Source organism: Streptomyces sp. Tek67B01, assembly GCF_055231995.1.
The window spans coordinates 4296301-4315135 of sequence record NZ_JBUYUY010000001.1 but is presented as its reverse complement, the minus strand read 5'-3'; the positions used below and the strand labels follow the sequence as shown (position 1 = coordinate 4315135).

The following is an 18835-nucleotide window of genomic DNA, read 5'->3' as shown; positions in this document are numbered from 1 at the left end:
TGTCCGCGCGGCGCGCGGACGAGCCGCCACGCTGTGTTCAAAGCTGATAAATGCTCTATGTTGCACAGGCAAAACACGGGGGAGGCGGCGGTCGGCACATGGCACGGGACTACGACAGTCAGCTGCTGGAGTCGGTGGCGGTACGCCGGCGCAGGATGCGTGACGCGCTGCTGTTCGGCGCGCAGCGGGCGCGGCGCACGGCGGACGAGCGGCTCGGGAAGTTGTTCGCGGGCGTCGCGATCGCGGCCGTCCTCTGCGCGGGGTGCGTCGGCTGGTCCTTCATCCAGGCGACGCTGGCGAAGCAGAAGGCGGAGCAGCAGAAACAGCAGCAGCAACAGCAGAGCCAGATGCAACAGTTCGGGCAGCCGCCGAAACAGCCCGCACCGTCGCTCGCGCCGGCCGCGTCGAAGGCCGCCGTCCCGGGCGCGTCACAGGAGGCGGCCCCGGCCGCGACGGGGCACCCGTCGAAATCCCCGAAGCCGTCCAAGGCGCCGTCCGCGCCGGTGTCGAAGTCGCCGCCGCCCGGCGGCTCTCAGGCATCCCACTCGTAGACATCCCACCGGCACCTCGCCGAGATCTCGTCCCCGAAGGCCCGCGACACCGCGATGGTAGGTTCCTGCAAGTGGTGAGCACAGCAACGACTTCCCGAGCACAGCTGTCCCGGGTGACCCTGGTCGGCGAGCGGCGCCGGGCCGACATGGTCCTGCCCTCCGATACGCCGATCGGGCAGTTGCTCCCGGACATACTCCAGTTGCTCGACGACCGGGCCGCCTCGCGGCCGATGACGCGCCAGTTGCTGACCTCGGACGGCTCGGCGCTCCCGCAGGACAGCACGCTGGCCTCGGCCGGCATAGCCGACGGCGCCGTCCTGCGCCTCGTCAGGATCCACTCGGCGCCGCCCGCCCCCGTCGTCCACGACGTGACCGACCTGGTGGCCGACGACCTCGACCTGCGGGCCTGGCGCTGGCGTCCCGCCGCCCGGCGGGGCAGTGCGGGTGTCGCGACGGTCCTCTTCACGATGACCGCCGCCCTGCTCGCCCGGCGCGAGGTCGCCCTCGACACCCTGGCCGGCGCCCTGCTGGTCGTCACGCTCGTCCTGCTCGCCGCGGGCGCGCTCGGCGCACGGCTCGGGCAGGGCAACCGGGGCCTGGCCACCGCGCTGCTCTTCGCCTCCGGGGGACTCGGCGGGCTGACGGCGTGGACAGCCGCCGACGCCCACCACTGGGCGTGGGTCCTGCGGCTCGCCGCCGTCGCGGGGGCGCTGGTCGTGACGCTGGTCATGCTCGGCTACTTCTCGCCGCTCGGGCGCGGCGGACTCATCGGCGCCGGGGCGGTCGCCGGGATCACGCTCGTGTGGGAGGCGGTCGCCGCCGTCCAGGGCGAGCCCGCGCGCCTCGGTACGGTCATGGCCCTGTTCTCGGTGATGCTGCTCGGGATGCTGCCGCGGCTCGCGCTGATGGCGTCGGGTCTGACGGCGCTGGACGACACGCGCTCCGGCGGCGCCTCCGTCAGCCGCCACCAGGTGGGCAACGCCCTCGCCGCCACGCACCGCGGCCTCGCCCTCGCGACGATCGCGACCGCCGTCTCGGCCGCCGCCGCGGGCTGGCTGCTCACGCTGGCCGCGGAGCCGAACGTGTGGACCGTGGTGCTGCCGTCGCTCGTCGCCGTGGTTCTGCTGTCGCGGGCGCGGGCGTTCCCGCTGGTCGCGGAGGTGGTGGCGCTGCTCGCCGCGGCGGCCGTCCTCCTCGTGCGCCTCGTGCTGCTGTGGATCGGTCACGGCGGCGGTACCGGGGCGCTGGTCACGTTGTGCGTGGCCGCGCTGCTGCCGCTGCTCGGGCTCGCCGTACAGCCGCCCGAGCACGTGCAGGTGCGGCTGCGGCGCACGGCCGACTTCGTCGAATCCGTCGGCGTGGTGGGGCTGTTCCCGTTGGCCGTCGGGGTGTTCGGCATCTACGGGCAGCTGCTCGACAAGTTCTGAGTCAACTCGCAGGCGGCTCCGGGCGGGGCGGCAGGTCGTCGGTACAAGAGGGGTAGGGGCAGGGATGCCGAGCGGAGACAACTGGCAGGGCGACGTCCTGCGCGACCTGAGGGGCGCCGGGGGGCAGCCGCTGTCCGAGGGGCAGGGGCCGGTCGGGCCCGACCCACAGGGCGCGACCGCGGCCCGGGGGCCGGGGCCAGGCGGGGAGTTGCCGTCGCCCGACGGCCGGGACCCCGCGCGGCCGGTGCCCGCGGCCGGCCCCCACCAGCAGCCCGTCACGGGCGCCGGGGACGGCGCGTACGGGTACCCGTACCAGGCCCCGCCCAGCCCGACGCCGCCCGCCCCGACGCCGCCCGCCCAGGCTCCGGCACCGTACGCCCCGCCCCCGCAGGTCCCGGGCGGGCAGCCGCCGGCCGCCCAGCCGCCCGTCCCGCAGGCCCTGACCCCGCAACAGCCCGCCCCGCAACACCGGGCCCCGCAGCCTCCGCAGGGTCACCCCGCCGACGCCGGGGTCCGCCCGGCGCGCGCCCTCGACTCCCGTCCCGCGGTCGACCCCGGCCTGGTCGGCGCGCGCCGCAAGCCCCGTAACGGTGAACCCTTCCTGGCCCGTGCCGCCGGCGCGCTCTGGCGAACCGTTTCGTCATCCGTCGCCCGCGAGGTCGCCGAAGCCTCCGGCACCGCCGAGCTGCTCCAGCAGCCGGTGACCACCGGCCGCCAGATCGCCGTCACCTCCATCCGCGGCGGCGCGGGCAAGTCCACGGTCGCCGCCCTGCTGGGAACGACGTTCGCGCACTACCGCCAGGACCCGGTGCTCCTCGTCGAGGCCGACCCGGCCCTCGGCTCGCTGCCCATCCGGCTCGGCGCCGAATCCCTGCGCTGGACCACCGGTGACGTCGCCGACATCATCGAGCCCCAGATGTCGCTGCTCGACGTCACCGGCTACCTCGTCCAGCTCCGCGACAACGCCTGGCTGTTGCCGGGCAGTCAGGGCCAGATCGGCGCCATGCTCGACACCCGGTCCTACGAACGGGCCATGGTCGCGCTGCGCCGCTACTTCGGCGTGACGGTCGTCGACTGCGAGACGCTGCCCGCCGAGGTCGCCCGCGTCGCGCTCTCCGCCTCCCAGGCCCGGGTCCTGACCACCCCCGCGACCCTCGACGGCGTCGCCAGCACGTACGCGGTGCTCCAGTGGATGCAGGGCCTGCCCCCGTACGTGATGGCCGGCACGGTCGTCGCCTTGACGGAGCAGGCCCCGCAGGCGGGCATCGACGTGGACGAGGCGGTGCGCACGCTGCGCACCACCGGGGCGAGCGTCCACGTACTGCCGCACGACCGCCACCTGGCGGACGGCGGCCCGATCCGTACCGATCTGCTCGCCCGGGCCACGAGGACGGCCGCCACCCGGATCGCCGCGGACGCGTTCCAGCTCTCCCAGAAGCGCCACTGACGGACGACCACGGACGACCACGGACGACCACGACGACGACGGACGACGGACGACGAAGATGAGCACGCGACTGATCCACCGCCCCGCCAGGACGGTCAGGCCCCCGGCCGCCTCCGAGGCCCGCACCATCGAGGCGCCGCCCAACCTCCCCGAGGGCAAGGCGGGCAACATCGCGATGTCGCTGCTGCCCGTGGCCGGCGTGATGTCGTCGGTCGTGATGATGACGGTCGTCCGCAACAGCCAGTTCGCGGCGCTCGGCGCCCTCATCCTCGTCGTCACCGTCGTCGGCTCGGTCGGCCTCGTCTTCTCGCAGCGCGGCAAGGCCCAGCGCACCCGCCGCACCCAGCGGGAGGCGTACCTCGCCTACCTGGAGGACCTGCGGGAGGAGCTCGCCGCCGAGGAGCGCGAGCGGGCCGAGCACGCGGGCGTGCTCAACCCGCCGCCGAGCGCCCTGTACGACATCGTGCGCGACCCGGCCCGGCTGTGGGAACGCCGCCGCGTCGACGGGGACTTCCTGCGCGTGCGCGTCGGGACCGGCGAGATGCCGGTCCGCGAACTGCGGATCGCCGATCAGGGTTCCACCGTCCTCACCCCGCCCGACCGCTTCATGCTCAACGAGGCCTCGGCGCTGACCGCCCGCTTCCGCACCGGCACCGAACTCCCGCTGACCGTCCCGCTGGACCGGGTCGGCAACGTCACCGTGATCGGCCCGCGCGAGGACGGCCTGCGCGTCGCCCGCGCGCTGATGGTGCAGGCCGCCGCCACCCACGCCCCGGACGACGTGGCCATCGCGCTGGCGGTGCCCGGTGACCGGCTCGCGGACTGGGAGTGGGCCAAGTGGCTGCCGCACCTGCTGGACACCGAGCAGCTCGACGGTCCGGTCGCCGCACGCCGGATCGCCCCGTCCACGACGCAGCTCGCCCGCCTACTCGGCCCCGAACTGCGACGCCGCGCCTCCTACGCCGCCGAGGTGCGCCGGGGACTGTCCGGCAAGGACGCCCTGTCGATGAGCTCCCGGCTGCTCGTCGTCGCCGACGGACACGGGGAGGACGCCGTCGAACTTCCGCGTCCCGACGACGCCGTGGGGCTGCGCGAGATGGGCGTCACCGTCCTGCACCTCCTTGACCAGCGCGTCCAGGAGCCCGGCCACGTCGGGGTGCGGATCACCGTCGAGGGCGACCGCGTACTCATCGAGGACCTGCGCGACGAGGAACCGGTCAGCGCCCACGGCACGGTGGACGAGGTCGGGGTTGCCTTCGCCGAGGGCCTGGCCCGGATGCTCGCGCCGCTGCGCCTGTCCGCCGAGTCGCTGATCGACGCCCCGCTGTCGGGCCCCGTGGACTTCGCCGGCCTGCTCGGCATCGAGGACGTGGCCCAACTCGATGTCAACGGCCTGTGGGCGCCCCGCGGCGAGCGGGCCTTCTTGCGCGTGCCCATCGGCATCAGCGACTCCCACGAGCCGGTGCTGCTGGACCTGAAGGAGTCGTCCGAGCTGGGCATGGGCCCGCACGGCCTGTGCGTCGGCGCCACCGGTTCCGGAAAGTCGGAGCTGCTGCGCACCCTCGTCCTCGCGCTGGTGGCGACGCACCCGCCGGAGGACCTCGCGCTCGTCCTGATCGACTACAAGGGCGGTGCGACCTTCGCGCCGTTCGCCGGCCTGCCGCACGTCGCCGGTGTCATCACCAACCTGGAGAACCAGGCCGGTCTGGTCGAGCGCGTCCACGCCTCGCTCGCGGGCGAGGTCAAGCGGCGCCAGCAGGTCCTCAAGGACGCGGGCAACATCGCCGACATCGGCGACTACAACGCGCTGCGCACCGACCGGCGCCCCGACCTGGACCCGCTGCCGCACCTGTTCGTGGTCATCGACGAATTCGGCGAACTCCTCACCGCCAAACCCGACTTCATCGATCTGTTCCTGTCCATCGGCCGGATCGGCCGCTCCATCGGCGTCCACCTGCTGCTGTCCAGCCAGCGCATCGAGGGCGGCAAGCTCAAGGGCCTGGACACCTACCTCTCCTACCGGCTGGGCCTGCGCACGTTCTCCGCCGACGAGTCCCGTACGGTCCTGGACACCACCGACGCCTTCCACCTGCCGCCGCTGCCCGGCTTCGGCTACCTCAAGGTGGACACCAGCCACTACGAGCGCTTCAAGGCCAGCTACGTCTCCGGCGCCTACCGGGGCCCCGTCGAGCGCGCCGACGAGCGGGATTCGGGGCCACTCGCCCTGCCGTACGAGGCGTTCAACACCCTGGCGGAGCCGGAGAACGCGCAGGCACAGGAACAGGCGACCCGACGCCGGGAGACCGGTCCGACCGAGCTGGGCGTCGTCGTCGGCCAACTGGAGCGGGCCGCGGCGCCGGTCCGCCGGATCTGGCTCCCCCCGCTGCCCGGCGCGGTCGCGCTGGACACCGTCGCGGGCCCGCTCGACGTGGGCCCGCGCGGAATGCAGCTCGCCAAGCGGCGGGGCAGGCTGATGGTGCCGCTCGGCGTGCTCGACGACCCGACGAAGCAGTGGCAGGGCGAGTGGTTCCTCGACCTCACCGTCGCGGGCGGACACGCCGCCGTCATCGGCGGACCGCAGTCCGGCAAGACCACCCTGCTGCGCACCCTGGTCCTGTCGCTCGCGCTGACCCACACCCCGCAGGAGGTCGGCGTCTACGGTCTGGACCTCGTCGGCGGCGGCCTCCAGGCCCTGGCCGGGCTGCCGCACGTCGGCGGGATCGCGGGCCGGGCGGACCGCGAGCGGGCGGCGCGGACCGTCGAGGAAGTACGCACGATGCTCGCGACCCGCGAGGACCTCTTCCGCGAGCACGGCATCGACTCCGTCGAACAGTTGCGCACCCTGCACGCGGCGGGCCGGCTGCCGCGGCTCGCCTCCGCCGAGATCATCCTGGTCATCGACGGATTCGGGGCGCTGCGCGACGACTTCGAGAGCCTGGACGACGCCGTCGTGGACATCCTCAAGCGCGGCAGCGGCTACGGCATCCACGTCGTCGCCGGCATGTCGCGCTGGAACGACGTACGGATCGCCACCCAGTCGAACTTCGGCACACGGGTCGAGCTGCGGCTCAACGACCCCAGCGAGTCCAGCGTCGACCGCAAGCTGGCCGAGACCCTCTCGCCCGAGGAACCCGGCCGCGTACTGACCGACGGCAAGCTCTTCGCGCAGGTCGCGCTGCCCCGGACGGACGGGCTCACCGACGCCTCGCAGCTGGGTTCGGTGCTGGAGCGCACGGCCCGTACGGTGCGCGCCACCTGGAGCGGGGAGACCGCCCAGCCGGTACGGGTGCTGCCGCACGTCCTGGAGCCGCACCTGCTGCCCGGCCCGGCGGCGGAGCCGAAGCGGGTGCCGATCGGCTTGGACCAGACGGCGTTGGCGCCGGTCCTGATCGACCTGTTCCGCCACGACCAGCACCTGTTGGTCCTGGGCGACAGCGAGTGCGGGAAGACCAACCTGCTCAAGACCATCGCCGGCGGGCTCATCGAACGCTACGGCGAGGAGGAGCTGGTCTTCGCCATCATGGACCCCCGGCGCGGCCTGCGCGGGGTGGTCCCGGAGGAGTTCAACGGCGGGTACGCGTACAACGCCAAGCTGTGCGCGGGGCTTTCGGCCGGCATCGCCACCGAGCTGGAGCGGCGGATGCCCGACGACAGCATGCCCTTGGAGGAGCTGGAGCCGGGCAGTTGGGGCGGCGGGCCGCGGATCGTCGTACTCGTCGACGACTACGACGTGCTGACCACCGCCGGACAGTCGCCGCTGGCGCCGTTCCTGCCGTACGTGCCCTCGGCCGCCGACATCGGCCTGCACTTCGTCCTCACCCGCCGGGTCGCCGGCGCCTCGCGCGGCATGTACGAGCCCCTGGTGCAGGGGCTGCGCGAGTCGGGGGCCTCCGCCCTGGTCATGGCGGGCGACCGCAGCGAGGGCCAGCTGTTGCCCGGGGTGTACGCCGCCCAGCAGCCCGCCGGTCGGGGGGTGCTGGTCCGCCGGGGCCAGTCGAGCCGCCTGATCCAGACCGTGTACACCCACGGATGAGCGCCCTCGCACCCACTCATCACTCATCGCGTACGCCCCTCGCCTCCCTCTCGCCTCCCCACCGAAGGACCTGACCAGCACATGACGAAGGACGTCGTCGCGCTCACCGAGCGGATGCCCGACCCGTGGACCGTGCTCGCCGGACTGCTCTCCGGGGGCCCCGACAAGCTGGTGAACGCGGCGGCCGAGGGGGCCGTCGTGCAACTGTGCGACGAGGAGGGCCGCCCGCTCGTCTCCATCGAGGCGCCGCTGCTCGTCCAGGTCGAGGGCGAGGCCGAGCGGCTGCTGGGGGCCACCGCGCCGCCGGTCCCGTTCTGGTGGACGGAGGCCCGCGCGACCACCGGCGTCGCGGACGCCGCCCGGCTCGCGGGTACCTTCGCGGCCCGACTGGCCGCCCTGGCCGGCGGCTCCTCCTGGCCGCGCGAGCCGGGGCGTTCGCTGGCCGTGGTGCGGACCGAGGGAGTGAGCGTGGCGCCGGAGCCGGCCGCCGCGCAGGCCGCCGTCGACGTGCTCACCGACCGGGTGGCGGTCGTCATCCAGGACCGCCCCGTGGTGGCCATGACCGCATGGCTCTCGGAGGCCTTCCGGGCCGCCGCCGAAGCCGAACTGGGCCTGCAGATCGTCACCCCGCCGGGCACCACCCTCTCCCCCGCCGTCCGGGAGAACCTGAGCGGCTGGCCCTCGCGCTGGGTGGTGCAGGACGAGCGGGACGGCTACTACGACGGCCTCACCGGAGCCGTCCTGCGCTGGCAGGGCGGCCTCTTCGCCCCGGTCGAGGCGCTCGACGCGACGCCCGAGGACCCGCGCACCCCCGTGGCCGCCGCGTTCCGGGAGGCCGCGGAGACCGCGGAGCGACAGCTGGCCGTCACCTTCCGCACGGTCCACCCCGCCGACGACCGGCTCGTCCTGGGGGGAGCCCTGGAGGCGGTGTGGCGGGAGCTGACGGGCGGGCCGCCGGCCGGATGGGGCACGGCCGAGCCGGCGAACCTGCCGTGGTCGCCGGCCCGCCTCACCGACGTCGCCTACGCGCGGGCCCCGGAGCCGACCTGGTTCGTGGTGGTCGGCGGCCCCGAGCGCCCCGGCCTCGCCACCGTACGGGTGCGCCGCACGAAAGCGGGCGTCGAGGAGGAGGTCACCCTCGCGTTCGGCTACGGCGCCGGCGAGGAACCCCCCTTGGATGCCCTGACCAGGGCCGCGGAGGTGCTCGCCACCCGCCACCACCTCCAGTCGATGCTCGTACAGCTCCGCAAAGCCCGGCGCGACCTGGCGGTTCCGCCCCGCTTCGAGGGGCCGGGCGTGCCGGTGGCCTTCGTCCTCGGGGCGGAGGAGGTCCGCGCCATGCCCGGCGACCGCGCCCGTAACACGCCCTTGGCCGAACGACCCGTGCCGCTGGGCCCCAAGACCCGGCCCGCGCTGTACTACCCGCTGCCCGGGGACCCGTCGGACCTGGCGGGCTGGCAGGACTTCGAGCTGCTGATGCGGCATCTGAAGGGCGCTTGACGGGCCCCGTTGAGATGTTCGGCTTTGGTCACAACCGGCAGATTGCCGGTTGCAAGAGCGACGTGGATTGAGAGAATTGACCATACTGATGGTCGTTCTATCGTGACGGGGGTGTGGGATGAAGTTCGACATGGGGACGCAGGTCCTGACGAGCCTGATGTCGGGGTCGCGGACGTCGAGTACGGATCTGGGGACGTTGATCCGGCAGTTGATCGCGGCGGCGCATCCGTTGGAGGGCAAGTTCAACGGTCAGGGCAAGGTCGCGTTCGACTCGTTCAAGGAGCACTCGGACGGGATCACGAAGGAGCTGAACGCCGCGCTGTCGGCGATCTTGGGTGGTCAGTCGGGGATGGAGCAGGCCTTCGGCACCGGTGACCACGAGCAGGGTGACAACGCGCGGCAGCAGATGTCGGCGGCGAACTTCGACGCGGCGCGTTTCGCCGGCCGTTGATCGCTGATCGCTGATCGCTGAGGGTCGTAAGTCTTTTCAACCACACGGGGAGTGTGATGTGTGATGGCCGGTGGCACGGACCGTCGTTCGTATGACACGGGGGCGTCGACCGAGGCGCAGGGCAACATCCAGGTCGTGATCGGGCAGTTGGAGCAGGTGATCGCGGCGCGTGACGCGCAGGTGAAGGCGGCGATGTCGGACTTCGCGGCGGATGGCGTGGCGGACGAGTACCACGGCAAGGAACTGCGGTGGAAGAACGCGTCGCAAGAGGTGAAGAACATCATCCGGTTGTTGAAGTCGACGTTGGAGAAGAACGACGCGACGGCGGCGCAGACGATCGCGCGGGCGAAGGCCGCGGTCGACAACATCGGCTGAGTCGGTCGGGCCGGACGGTTTTACGGGGGAAGCATGACGTCGTGGGACATCAAGCCGCAGGGTGTGCAGTCGCAGTTGAAGCTCACCGGTGAGCGGGCGGGTGATCTGGAGAAGGCGCTGAACGCGTTGATGGGGCACATGTCGGAGGCCGCGTACGCGGCGGGTACGGCGGTGCCCGGCTCGGCGGCGACGGTGCCGAACGCGGCGCGGCAGGGTCCGGTGGCGACGGGGCAGGTGCCGTTGGCGCACCGGGGGACGATGGGTCCGGTGGGTGCGGCGTTGTCGCAGTACCTGGAGAAGCGCCAGCCGGACGTGAAGGCGATGGTCGACCGGATCCAGGCCGCGGTGCTGGGTGCGGCGAAGGCGACGAACGAGTACATCGAGGGTGACTTGGACGCGGCCAAGCACGCCCAGGACGCGGCGAAGAACGTGCGGTTGGACGAGCTGCGGGACGCCACGGGGGGTGGCAAGTGAGCAACAACGATCCCGTCAATCCGGCCGAGGTGCCGGTGTTCACCGGTGAACTGGCGGTGCTGGACGAGAAGGTGAAGGCGCTGTCGGGGGACGGCGGGGCGCTGGCGAACGCCGGCTCGTCGGTGCACACCACGTTCGGTGGCCTGTCGGCGTACTACAAGGCGCCCGAGGCCGAGCAGCTCTTCGCCGTGACGAAGCCGGTCGCGGACATCACGATGTCCTTCAGCGGCGACATGTGCACCATCGCGGGCGCGCTCGGTTCGTACGCGAACGAGATCCGTCCGCTCGTCAAGCAACTCGACGATTTGAAGATCGAGGCGGCTTCGTTCAAGTCGAAGGTCTCCGGCGACCACAAGTGGAACGAGGACGGCGACCTGGTCGACGAGAACCTCGACCGGCGTAACAAGATCGCGGAGGTATGGTCGCAGTTCCAGGCGGCGGAGCGCACCGCGTACGACAAGATCGTGGCGTTGGTGTGCGGGACGCCGCTGAAGGTCGACGACGGCTCGCACGGCGCGAACATGTACGGCTATGACGCGGAGGCGCTCAAGCACTCCAAGTCGCTGCCGTGGGGTGACGCGGTCGAGGAGTCGGTGCCGTGGTGGCAGGTGTGGGAGCACGCCTACGACTTCGGCAAGGGCGTCATCGTCGACGGCGTGTGGGGCACCATCAAGGGCCTGGGCACACTGGTCGGCTTCGACGGTTGGGACGCCACGAAGCAGGCGTGGACGGGCCTGGCGAAGCTGGCCACCGGTGTGTCCATCGCCATCATCCCGGGCGTCGGTTCGGTGTACATGGCGATGCCCGGCAAGTACCTCCCGTCCTGGCTCCGTGATTCGCGTACGGCGATGAAGGAGACGGGCAAGGCCATGCTGGCGTGGGACCAATGGAGCGAGAACCCCTCGCGGGCGGCCGGCGCGGTCACCTTCAACGTGGTCACCGCCATCTTCACCGACGGCGCCGGCGCGGCGGCCTCGGGCGCCGGTAAGGCGGGCATCGCGGCGAAGGCACTGTCCTTCGCGGGCAAGGCCGGACGGGCCATCGACCCGATGACGTACGTGTTCAAGGGCGCGGGCGCCGGCCTGTCGAAGATCGGCGATGTGATGGCCGGCCTCAAGGGCATCGGCAAGATCGAGATACCGAAGATCTCCGAGGGCGCGTTCGCCCTGCCCGACGGCTCGACGATGCTGCCTGACGGAACGATTCACCTCCCGTCCGGCACCGCGATCCCCGAGGGCGCGATCAAGCTCCCCGACGACACCATCAAACTCCCCGAGGGCACCGCGACCCTGCCCCCGGGCACCGTCAAGCTGCCCTTCGACGACAGCCCCGCAAAATACATGGACGCGGACGGCAACCTCTACAAGAAGGACGGCAGCCTCTTCCAGCGCGCCGAGGACGCCAAGGTCGATACCGGCCCGACCACGGCCCACGCCCCGAAGGTGGAGGCCCCCGTCCTGGTGGGCGTCGGCGCCCACAACGCCGACAACGCCATCCGCCTCGGCTCCGACATGTCCGACCCGGTCCACGCGGCCGACAACGCCGCCCACACCGGCAACCACACCCCCGGCGGCCACGCCCCGGACGGCATGCCACGCAACAGCCACGACACTCCCGGCGGCGCAGGCGACAACACCCCCCACTCCCACGACACCACCCCAACCGGCGGCCACCCGGACGGCCCGTCCCACGGGAGCCACTCGGACACGGGGAGCGGAGGCCACGGAGAGGGCCCCGGCGGCGGGTCCCACCCGGACACCGCTACAGGTGGCCACCGCAACAGCGGCACGGACGTACTCGGAGACGGCCCTGAGCAACCGTTGCTGGAGGGCGGTTCCGAGGCCCGGCCTGACGGCGCCCGATACGTCGAGGAGCCTGCACCCGAGGATGTCGTGGCGGCGGATTTTTACGACCGCGTGCGGGCCAACCCGGAATCGCTGGACATCGCCGCCATCTCCGAGAACACCGGTGTGAGCACGGAAGTGCTGGATCGGGTCAGGAGTCATTTCTTCCTCACCGAACATATCGTGCTGGAGCGCCCGGGTGTCGCGCGCAAGGCGTATTTCACGCCACGGAATGACATCGCCGACATTTGGGAAGCCGCAAGCCATCGGAGCCTGGAGCCGGCGGAAGTGGTGAAGTTCGAGCGCTACATTGCCCACGAATATGTCGAGAACGCGCTCATCGAGGCAGGGATTCCCTATCTCCGCGATTACCCGGATGCTTGGGACACCTTCACCAACGATGGTGGACGACTTGAGTATTATCATACGTGGCCGCGGAGTGCCGCCGATGCAGGCGCCCATGAACTCTCACTGAACGAAGGCAGGGGCGGGTTCGGGCATTGGCGTAGTTTGGGCATGGACGTGGCGCATGTTGAGGTGGCTACCAACCTCACGAACATCGATGAAGTGGTGTCGGCTCTCAAGCAGGAGCTGCGTTCGAAAGGAATTGAGCTCAAGTGACCGAGGGCCGAGACGACGGGGTATCGACCGCCATGCTGGAGAGGCTCCGCACGGTGGAGTGGGACTGCGACTGGGACGATGCCTTCCGGCACGTGATGTCGCGGCGGTTGCTGATGCGGGAGTATCTGCGGCGAGCCGCTCTGTGGGCCGAGGCTTACTCGGCCGAGAGCGCATGGCCGTTCTTCGACGTGACGGAGTACATCGACCCGGAGTTCCGGCTTTCGCCGGACCTGGACCGGGAGCTGGGCGCCTTCTTGAGCACCCGGCTGAACGGAATCGTCGAGGCCACATGCGCCGGCGCCGTACGCGTGGCGGAGCTCCGGGCGCAGCGCCCGGCGACCGTGTCCGGAGAGCTTCCCGACCTCTACGAGCCGCTGGTGCTTTTGTACGAGCGGGGCGGCGACTTCATGAGGGACAATGCCGGCGCGCTCGATCTGACGGGCGTGAGGTTCCGTACCGGGACCTTGCGGGACAACCTGAGCGGTACACCAGTCGTCGCGCTCGATAAAGGCGTCTTGGACGCACTGGACGCCGAGGGGCGGGTCACGTTCTACTCCATGTCCGACAGCCCAGGAGTCATCCTGAGGCGTCGCCAACTGCCGGATAATGTGGAGAAGATGGAGGAATTCGGCAGGCTCTTGCGGTGGGAGCCCACGAGCAGGTTGTCCGCCTCGGAGGTTGCCGAATCCGGAGCCACTCGGATCGACGACAGCCAGGCGGCCCGGCTTCTCGAGACAGCCATGCGCGACTCCGCCCAGCACAATGCTTGATACCACCCGCAAGAGGGGCTTTCGATCGCATCATGACTTTGGCCTGCCATTTTCCCCCTACCGTGCTGGACAGGCTGCGGGCGGTTGGCTGGAGTGACGAAACCTCTGCTTTGGGCGGGAACACTCGCGGGCGCTGCTGATGTGCGAGTTCCTGCGCCGCTCGGCGCTGTGGGCCCGGGCGTGCGGGGCCGAGGAAGCCTGGCCCTTCTTCGACGTGGCAGAACACGTCGAATCCGAGGTTCAGACGCCCCCGACGTTGCCGCCGAGACGGAAGAGCGCTCCTCCATCTCGGAGCACGTTTCACCGTCGATCCCCGTGCGGCGAAGCTGGAGCCCTGGGAAGCGGTGGTGGGCGCCCTTCAGGTGGGGTCCGCCATCTTCGCCACGGCTTCCGTGACCGAGCCGGCCGTGGAGTGCCGGATCAACCGTCGGATGCGAACGCTACCGGCCGCGGGCGAGGATCGGGGCCTCACCGACCTCGGGACGTGGACGACCACGTTCTGGCTCGCCGTGGTGTGCCGGGATCAGGCGCGTATCACCGAACTGGTCCGCTTCCCCCTCGGCCGCCTCCATGGCGGCGGGTTCGACGAGTTCGTCCGACACTGGGTCGACACGTTGCAGAGGTACGGGCACCTGGGTCGAATCGAGTTCCTCCCGCACCACCTGCTTACCCGTGGGTGGCTCGGCGAGTTCCCCATCTGATGGGCGGACCACACCCGTCGGTCCTGGTCGCACCAGGGCCGTCCCCACGCACGTCGAGCCACGGAGGAGCAGTTCGTTGGTCGCGATCATTTCCCGCCATCCCTTCCGCACGGGGAACGCGGAAGCGGGAGTCGCCGTTCTCCAGGAGAGTGCCGAAGGGCGGATCGACGGCCTGGAGGGCGGTTCCACGGGTCTGGGCGAAGCCCTGGACACCACGCTCATGCTGGCCAAGGCCCACTGCCTGATGGACCCCAAGGGCTCGATCTACCCGACCTGGGATGCCTGGGTGAACGCGATGCAGGTGAGCTCGGCTGCCTTCGCCGCCGCCACCAATGGCGGGGAGCACGTGCAGTGCCGCATCGCGCACAAGGACCGGACGCTGCAAACTACCGGCCCCCAGTGGTACCTACACCCGAACACCTGGCTGACCGCCTTCTACCTCGCCGTGGCATGCCGGGAGCGGGACAGGATCACGGCCCTGTGCCAGGTGCCGCTGTCCCTGCTCCGCGAGAACGGTTCACGCTTCGACGAATTCCACTTCGCCTGGATCGATACCCTCCAGACCTACTGGCTCGGCGGCCCGGAGCTCGGCCGGAAGCTGGTAGCCGCGGTCGACGGCACGGATCCGGCAGCCGTCACCGACCCGGAGGCAGTGAGCAAGCTGCTGTACCCGCCGATGGAAATGTTCCACCGCATCGTCCGCAACGACAACGAAGGCTTCAACAAGGCCCTCGCGGCTGCCCTTCAGTGGCACAAGGAGTACTGGAGCGAGGAGGGCCGGGACACCACCATTCCGGGCCTGGTCGCGCTCGCGCCGCTCGCCATGGCTTGCCTCGCCCACGACGCCGGCATGCCCATCGAGGTCGAGTCCGACTACCTGCCCGCCACCATCCTGGGCCGCAACTGGTGCGGCGAATTCCCCACGTAAGTGGCTCACCGAACGACGGGGATCCAGGGCCGGGAACTCGCGACTAGCGGGCCGCAGTTCCACCTGAATGCCGGTACCTGAGTCCAGACCTTCTACCTCGCCCTGGTCTGCCGGGAGACCGCCCGCGTCGACATGCCGGCCTTGGTGCCGGTGTCACTGCTCATGGAAAAGTCTCTGTCCCGGTCGCCGGCATCCATCTAGGCATCGCACAGCGCCAGGATGGGCGCGGTGATGACGTCCCCGAACGTGGCGCGCGTCCGGTGCATCGGCGACCCCGGCGCGGTCATGCCGGAGACCTGGGAGTCCTGGATGCCGGCGATGCAGGTGCACTCCGCGGTGTTCGCGGCCACCGCGCTGCGGCGGTGTGATGGACGAGTACGTGTACGCGTGGGTTGGAGACCTGCAGAGCTTCTGGCTGCGCCGTGAGAACCTCCGCGAGCACTTGGTGCGCGCGGGACCCCAGCGCCCCCGAAGCCGCCCGCATCCTCGACGCGGAGACAATGGCAACTTGCAGTGCCCACCGATCACGATGTTCGGCGGGTGCTGGACTTCGCCTGGCGCGGCGTATTCGACGCGTAGCGGGCCCGCGCGTGAACGAGGCCAAAGAGAGGGCACAGCACGTGATGACGAACATTGCCCGCCACGAGTTCCGTACGGACAACGTGGCCGAGACCATGGCGCCGGTCATCGGCAGTGCCGAAGAGGCGTTGGCAGGGCTCGCGACGTCCGAGAACGACCGTTACGACGCGCTCATGCTCACACTGGCCGCAGCGAAGTGGCACTGTGCCGCCGACCCCGTCGCGGACCGGTTCACCACGTGGGAAGCATGGATCTTCGCCATGCAGACCGGTTCCGCGCTGTTCGCCGCGGGCCGGGCCACCGAGGGCACCGTCACCTGCCGGATCGGGGTCAACGGAGAAGAACGGGAACTGCCTGCCACCGGGCCGCAGGAGTATCTGCACGCGGGGAACTGGCTCACATCCTTCTACCTGGCCGCCATCTGCCGCGCGAACGACCGCGTGCACCAACTGGCGCGGATTCCCACCTCCTTCCTGCGGGCGTCCGGTGTCGAGTTCGACGATTACGCCTACGCGTGGATCGAGACGATCCAGAACCACTGGTTCGGCCGCCAGGAGACCTGGGACACCTTGGTCCGTGCCATGGACGCCACGGCGCCGGCGATGGTGCGGATCGCCGGCAAAGAGCTGATGCCGAAAATCCTCTACCCGCCGATCAATCTCTTCCACCGCTATGTGACTCGGGACAACGCACTGTTCAATGAGGCATTGGCCGAAGCGCTCACCTGGCACAAGGAGTTCTGGACCGCGAACGAGGCCCGTGCGAAGAGCGGCGAGGGCTTGGTCGCGCTCGGCCCGCTCGCCATCGCATGCATGGCCCGTGACGCCGGCATGCCGATCGAGGTCGAGTCCGAGTACCTGCCCAAGGAGCTACTGGAATTCGGCTGGGCCGGTGAGGTGGACGCCTGAAAGGCGTACGGTGCCGAGGAGGCGTGGCCGGACGCCCGTCGTCTCGCCCCCGATCCGAGGAGCCGTACTCGCATGACCCGCCATCCGTCCCGGACGGTGCTGGACCGGCTCCGGGCTGTCGACTGGCACGACGACACCCGCGCAACGGGCCACGAGCGTTCGCGGGTGCTCCTGATGCGCGAGTTCCTCCGCCGCTCGGCCCTGTGGGCCCGGGCCTGCGGGGCCGAGGCGTCCTGGCCCTTCTTCGATGTCGCGCAGCACGTCGACGCCGACGTGCGGACGCCGCCCGGCGTGGCCGCCGGGGTGGAGGACCTCGTGAAGGGGATCGCTCCCGAATCGCTGCGGACCTTGTGCCGTGCGGCCGTACGTTGGGCGGCCCTGCGCGACGGCCGCCACGAGCCGGCAACCGGTCTGCCCGATCCGTACGAGCCGCTCCTGCTGATGTTCGAACGCGGCGGCGGGTTCTACCTGGAGGAGTACCTCGATCTCAAAGGGGTGATGATCCCACTGGGAACCGTGGGGACCAACGCGGCCACGGCCCCGTTCCTCAGCCTCGCGTCCGCCACCCTCGACGCGCTCGATGTCCCCGACGCCGGCGCCGAGGTCACGTACTTCGCGAAGGTCGACGAACGACACCCCCGGCGCAGCCCCCGCGGCGTCGTCCGACGTCGGGTCGACGAGGACGGGGCCCACGACGAGGCCTTCACGCGCAACCTGCAATGGGAACCGACCGAATATCTCAGGCGCCACGCCCTCGGCCACGACGACATCGACCACGTCCCCGTCTCCGAACACGAGGCGGCCGCCTTCATCGAGTCGGTGACGACGAAGCTCACGGGCTCTCGGTGAGCTGATGCGATCGTGTCCGCCGGGGCGGCCGTGGTCACCGGCGCGCCCCTGCCCTGCGTGCGTGGTGCCCGGAGCCGGACTTGAACCGGCACGACCCGAAGGTCAGCGAGGTTTAAGCTCGCCGTGTCTGCATTCCACCATCCGGGCAGGGCGTGGCGGCCCCCGTTGAAAAGCCGTGAACGCTACAGGTGAGCTTATCCGTAGTATCTGCGCCCCCACCTGGGCGTCTGTCCGATGTTGTCTGATTTTATTGACGCTTGAGTAGCCGTCAGGTGCGATAACGCGCGGTCGGCACGTTGCTGACGGTGATCTCCCCCGCGAGCAATTGACGGGATTTCGCCTCCCCACGCCACCCCACCCGCCACCCCGGGCTCGGCGTCGTCCACGGGGGCGTCCGCGGCGGCATCCGAAGGAGCTCCATGGGGGCTCCACGGGGGCGGAGTCATACCAAAGGAGGAGGCGGCCACGCTCGTGGTCAGCCTTCAGTGGGCCGCGGAACCGGCACCGCGGCTGATCCGGGGCGGGGGTGCGCGCGGCGAGGATGGAAGGGTCCCGCCACAGCGCAGCATCCCGCTCGACAGGAGTCCCCGTGACCGCCATGAACTACGCCCCCACCACCCAGGCGGTGGCCGCCCGCGCCACGCAGCTGTCCAAGGTGTACGGCCAGGGCGAGACCCAGGTGGTCGCACTCGACAACGTCTCCGTCGACTTCGGCCAGGGCCGGTTCACCGCGATCATGGGCCCCTCCGGCTCCGGCAAGTCCACGCTGATGCACTGCGTCGCGGGCCTGGACACCTTCTCCGGCGGCTCCGTGCGCATCGGCGACACCGAGCTCGGCTCCCTCAAGGACAAGCAGCTGACCCAGCTGCGCCGAGACAAGATCGGCTTCATCTTCCAGGCCTTCAACCTGCTGCCGACGCTGACGGCCCTGGAGAACATCACGCTCCCCATGGACATAGCGGGCCGCAAGCCCGACCAGCAGTGGCTGGACTCGGTGATCCGCATGGTCGGCCTCTCCGACCGCCTCGGCCACCGCCCCACGCAGCTGTCGGGCGGCCAGCAGCAGCGCGTGGCCGTCGCCCGTGCCCTCGCCTCCCGGCCGGAGATCATCTTCGGTGACGAGCCCACCGGCAACCTCGACTCCCGCTCCGGCGCTGAGGTACTGGGCTTCCTGCGCAACTCCGTCCGCGAAATGGGCCAGACCGTCGTGATGGTCACCCACGACCCGGTCGCCGCCTCCTACGCGGACCGCGTCATCTTCCTCGCCGACGGCCGCATCGTCGACGAGATGCTGAGCCCGAGCGCCGACGGCGTCCTCGACCGCATGAAGGCCTTCGACGCCAAGGGCCGTACCAGCTGAGGGACTTGCCCTCCCCG

The 18835-nt window shown here is 70.7% G+C and carries 14 protein-coding genes, 1 tRNA gene and 2 pseudogenes; 15 read left to right on the top strand and 2 right to left on the bottom strand.

Annotated features, from left to right (window positions below; translation table 11 throughout):
- Positions 1 to 98: 98 nt before the first annotated feature.
- The 12 genes and pseudogenes from ACV7NM_RS19445 to ACV7NM_RS19390 form a co-directional block, all read left to right on the top strand.
- Positions 99 to 422 (top strand): annotated as a pseudogene (locus ACV7NM_RS19445) (hypothetical protein); the annotation flags it as partial.
- A 200-nt stretch (positions 423 to 622) separates the two neighbouring features.
- On the top strand, positions 623 to 1978 hold the full coding sequence (eccD, locus tag ACV7NM_RS19440; RefSeq protein WP_463411451.1) for a type VII secretion integral membrane protein EccD: 1356 nt from the start codon (positions 623 to 625) through the stop codon (positions 1976 to 1978).
- A gap of 64 nt (positions 1979 to 2042) precedes the next feature.
- On the top strand, positions 2043 to 3425 hold the full coding sequence (locus ACV7NM_RS19435; RefSeq protein WP_463411450.1) for a MinD/ParA family ATP-binding protein: 1383 nt from the start codon (positions 2043 to 2045) through the stop codon (positions 3423 to 3425).
- A 58-nt stretch (positions 3426 to 3483) separates the two neighbouring features.
- Positions 3484 to 7458 (top strand): type VII secretion protein EccCa, encoded by a 3975-nt coding sequence (gene eccCa / locus ACV7NM_RS19430; protein WP_463411449.1) that lies wholly within the window; start codon positions 3484 to 3486, stop codon positions 7456 to 7458.
- Positions 7459 to 7539: 81 nt separating this feature from the next.
- On the top strand, positions 7540 to 8958 hold the full coding sequence (locus ACV7NM_RS19425) for a DUF6177 family protein (RefSeq protein ID WP_463411448.1): 1419 nt from the start codon (positions 7540 to 7542) through the stop codon (positions 8956 to 8958).
- A 118-nt stretch (positions 8959 to 9076) separates the two neighbouring features.
- Positions 9077 to 9409: a hypothetical protein gene (locus ACV7NM_RS19420; RefSeq protein ID WP_463410678.1), complete on the top strand. Its 333-nt coding sequence runs from the start codon at positions 9077 to 9079 to the stop codon at positions 9407 to 9409.
- Positions 9410 to 9472: 63 nt separating this feature from the next.
- Complete coding sequence (locus ACV7NM_RS19415) at positions 9473 to 9784, top strand: pore-forming ESAT-6 family protein (RefSeq protein ID WP_136213610.1); 312 nt, start codon at positions 9473 to 9475, stop codon at positions 9782 to 9784.
- 33 nt (positions 9785 to 9817) lie between these two features.
- Positions 9818 to 10258: a DUF6507 family protein gene (locus ACV7NM_RS19410; RefSeq protein WP_136213609.1), complete on the top strand. Its 441-nt coding sequence runs from the start codon at positions 9818 to 9820 to the stop codon at positions 10256 to 10258.
- Complete coding sequence (locus tag ACV7NM_RS19405; RefSeq protein ID WP_463411447.1) at positions 10255 to 12723, top strand: hypothetical protein; 2469 nt, start codon at positions 10255 to 10257, stop codon at positions 12721 to 12723. Before ACV7NM_RS19410 ends, ACV7NM_RS19405 begins: the two co-directional genes overlap by 4 nt.
- Entirely contained in the window at positions 12720 to 13493 is a 774-nt protein-coding gene (locus ACV7NM_RS19400) for a hypothetical protein (RefSeq protein WP_463411446.1), read from the top strand. Before ACV7NM_RS19405 ends, ACV7NM_RS19400 begins: the two co-directional genes overlap by 4 nt.
- 320 nt (positions 13494 to 13813) lie before the next feature.
- Positions 13814 to 14194 (top strand): annotated as a pseudogene (locus tag ACV7NM_RS19395) (immunity 49 family protein); the annotation flags it as partial.
- A gap of 76 nt (positions 14195 to 14270) precedes the next feature.
- Entirely contained in the window at positions 14271 to 15122 is an 852-nt protein-coding gene (locus tag ACV7NM_RS19390; protein ID WP_463411445.1) for an immunity 49 family protein, read from the top strand.
- A gap of 197 nt (positions 15123 to 15319) precedes the next feature.
- On the opposite strand, the gene ACV7NM_RS19385 is transcribed toward ACV7NM_RS19390, so the two are convergent.
- Positions 15320 to 15472, bottom strand: a complete 153-nt coding sequence (locus ACV7NM_RS19385; RefSeq protein WP_463411444.1) for a hypothetical protein — start codon at positions 15470 to 15472, stop codon at positions 15320 to 15322.
- Positions 15473 to 15745: 273 nt separating this feature from the next.
- Here ACV7NM_RS19385 and ACV7NM_RS19380 point away from each other — a divergent pair, with 273 nt between their 5' ends.
- Positions 15746 to 16609: an immunity 49 family protein gene (locus tag ACV7NM_RS19380; protein ID WP_463413989.1), complete on the top strand. Its 864-nt coding sequence runs from the start codon at positions 15746 to 15748 to the stop codon at positions 16607 to 16609.
- A 72-nt stretch (positions 16610 to 16681) separates the two neighbouring features.
- Entirely contained in the window at positions 16682 to 17458 is a 777-nt protein-coding gene (locus ACV7NM_RS19375; RefSeq protein ID WP_463411443.1) for a hypothetical protein, read from the top strand.
- Between the two features lie 62 nt (positions 17459 to 17520).
- Here the strand turns inward: ACV7NM_RS19375 and ACV7NM_RS19370 are convergent.
- A tRNA-Leu gene (locus tag ACV7NM_RS19370) sits at positions 17521 to 17605 on the bottom strand.
- 451 nt (positions 17606 to 18056) lie between these two features.
- Between ACV7NM_RS19370 and ACV7NM_RS19365 the strand changes: the two genes are divergently transcribed.
- Positions 18057 to 18818, top strand: coding sequence for an ABC transporter ATP-binding protein (locus ACV7NM_RS19365; protein WP_463413988.1), 762 nt, complete (start codon positions 18057 to 18059; stop codon positions 18816 to 18818).
- Positions 18819 to 18835: the final 17 nt, after the last annotated feature.

Bases quoted from the DNA above. Each gene is read 5' to 3' on its own strand.
- ACV7NM_RS19420 (WP_463410678.1), top strand. From the start codon at position 9,077: ATGAAGTTCGACATGGGGACGCAGGTCCTGACGAGCCTGATGTCGGGG.
- eccCa (WP_463411449.1), top strand. From the start codon at position 3,484: ATGAGCACGCGACTGATCCACCGCCCCGCCAGGACGGTCAGGCCCCCG.
- ACV7NM_RS19410 (WP_136213609.1), top strand. From the start codon at position 9,818: ATGACGTCGTGGGACATCAAGCCGCAGGGTGTGCAGTCGCAGTTGAAG.
- ACV7NM_RS19375 (WP_463411443.1), top strand. From the start codon at position 16,682: ATGACCCGCCATCCGTCCCGGACGGTGCTGGACCGGCTCCGGGCTGTC.
- ACV7NM_RS19435 (WP_463411450.1), top strand. From the start codon at position 2,043: ATGCCGAGCGGAGACAACTGGCAGGGCGACGTCCTGCGCGACCTGAGG.
- ACV7NM_RS19425 (WP_463411448.1), top strand. From the start codon at position 7,540: ATGACGAAGGACGTCGTCGCGCTCACCGAGCGGATGCCCGACCCGTGG.
- ACV7NM_RS19380 (WP_463413989.1), top strand. From the start codon at position 15,746: ATGACGAACATTGCCCGCCACGAGTTCCGTACGGACAACGTGGCCGAG.
- ACV7NM_RS19415 (WP_136213610.1), top strand. From the start codon at position 9,473: ATGGCCGGTGGCACGGACCGTCGTTCGTATGACACGGGGGCGTCGACC.
- ACV7NM_RS19365 (WP_463413988.1), top strand. From the start codon at position 18,057: ATGAACTACGCCCCCACCACCCAGGCGGTGGCCGCCCGCGCCACGCAG.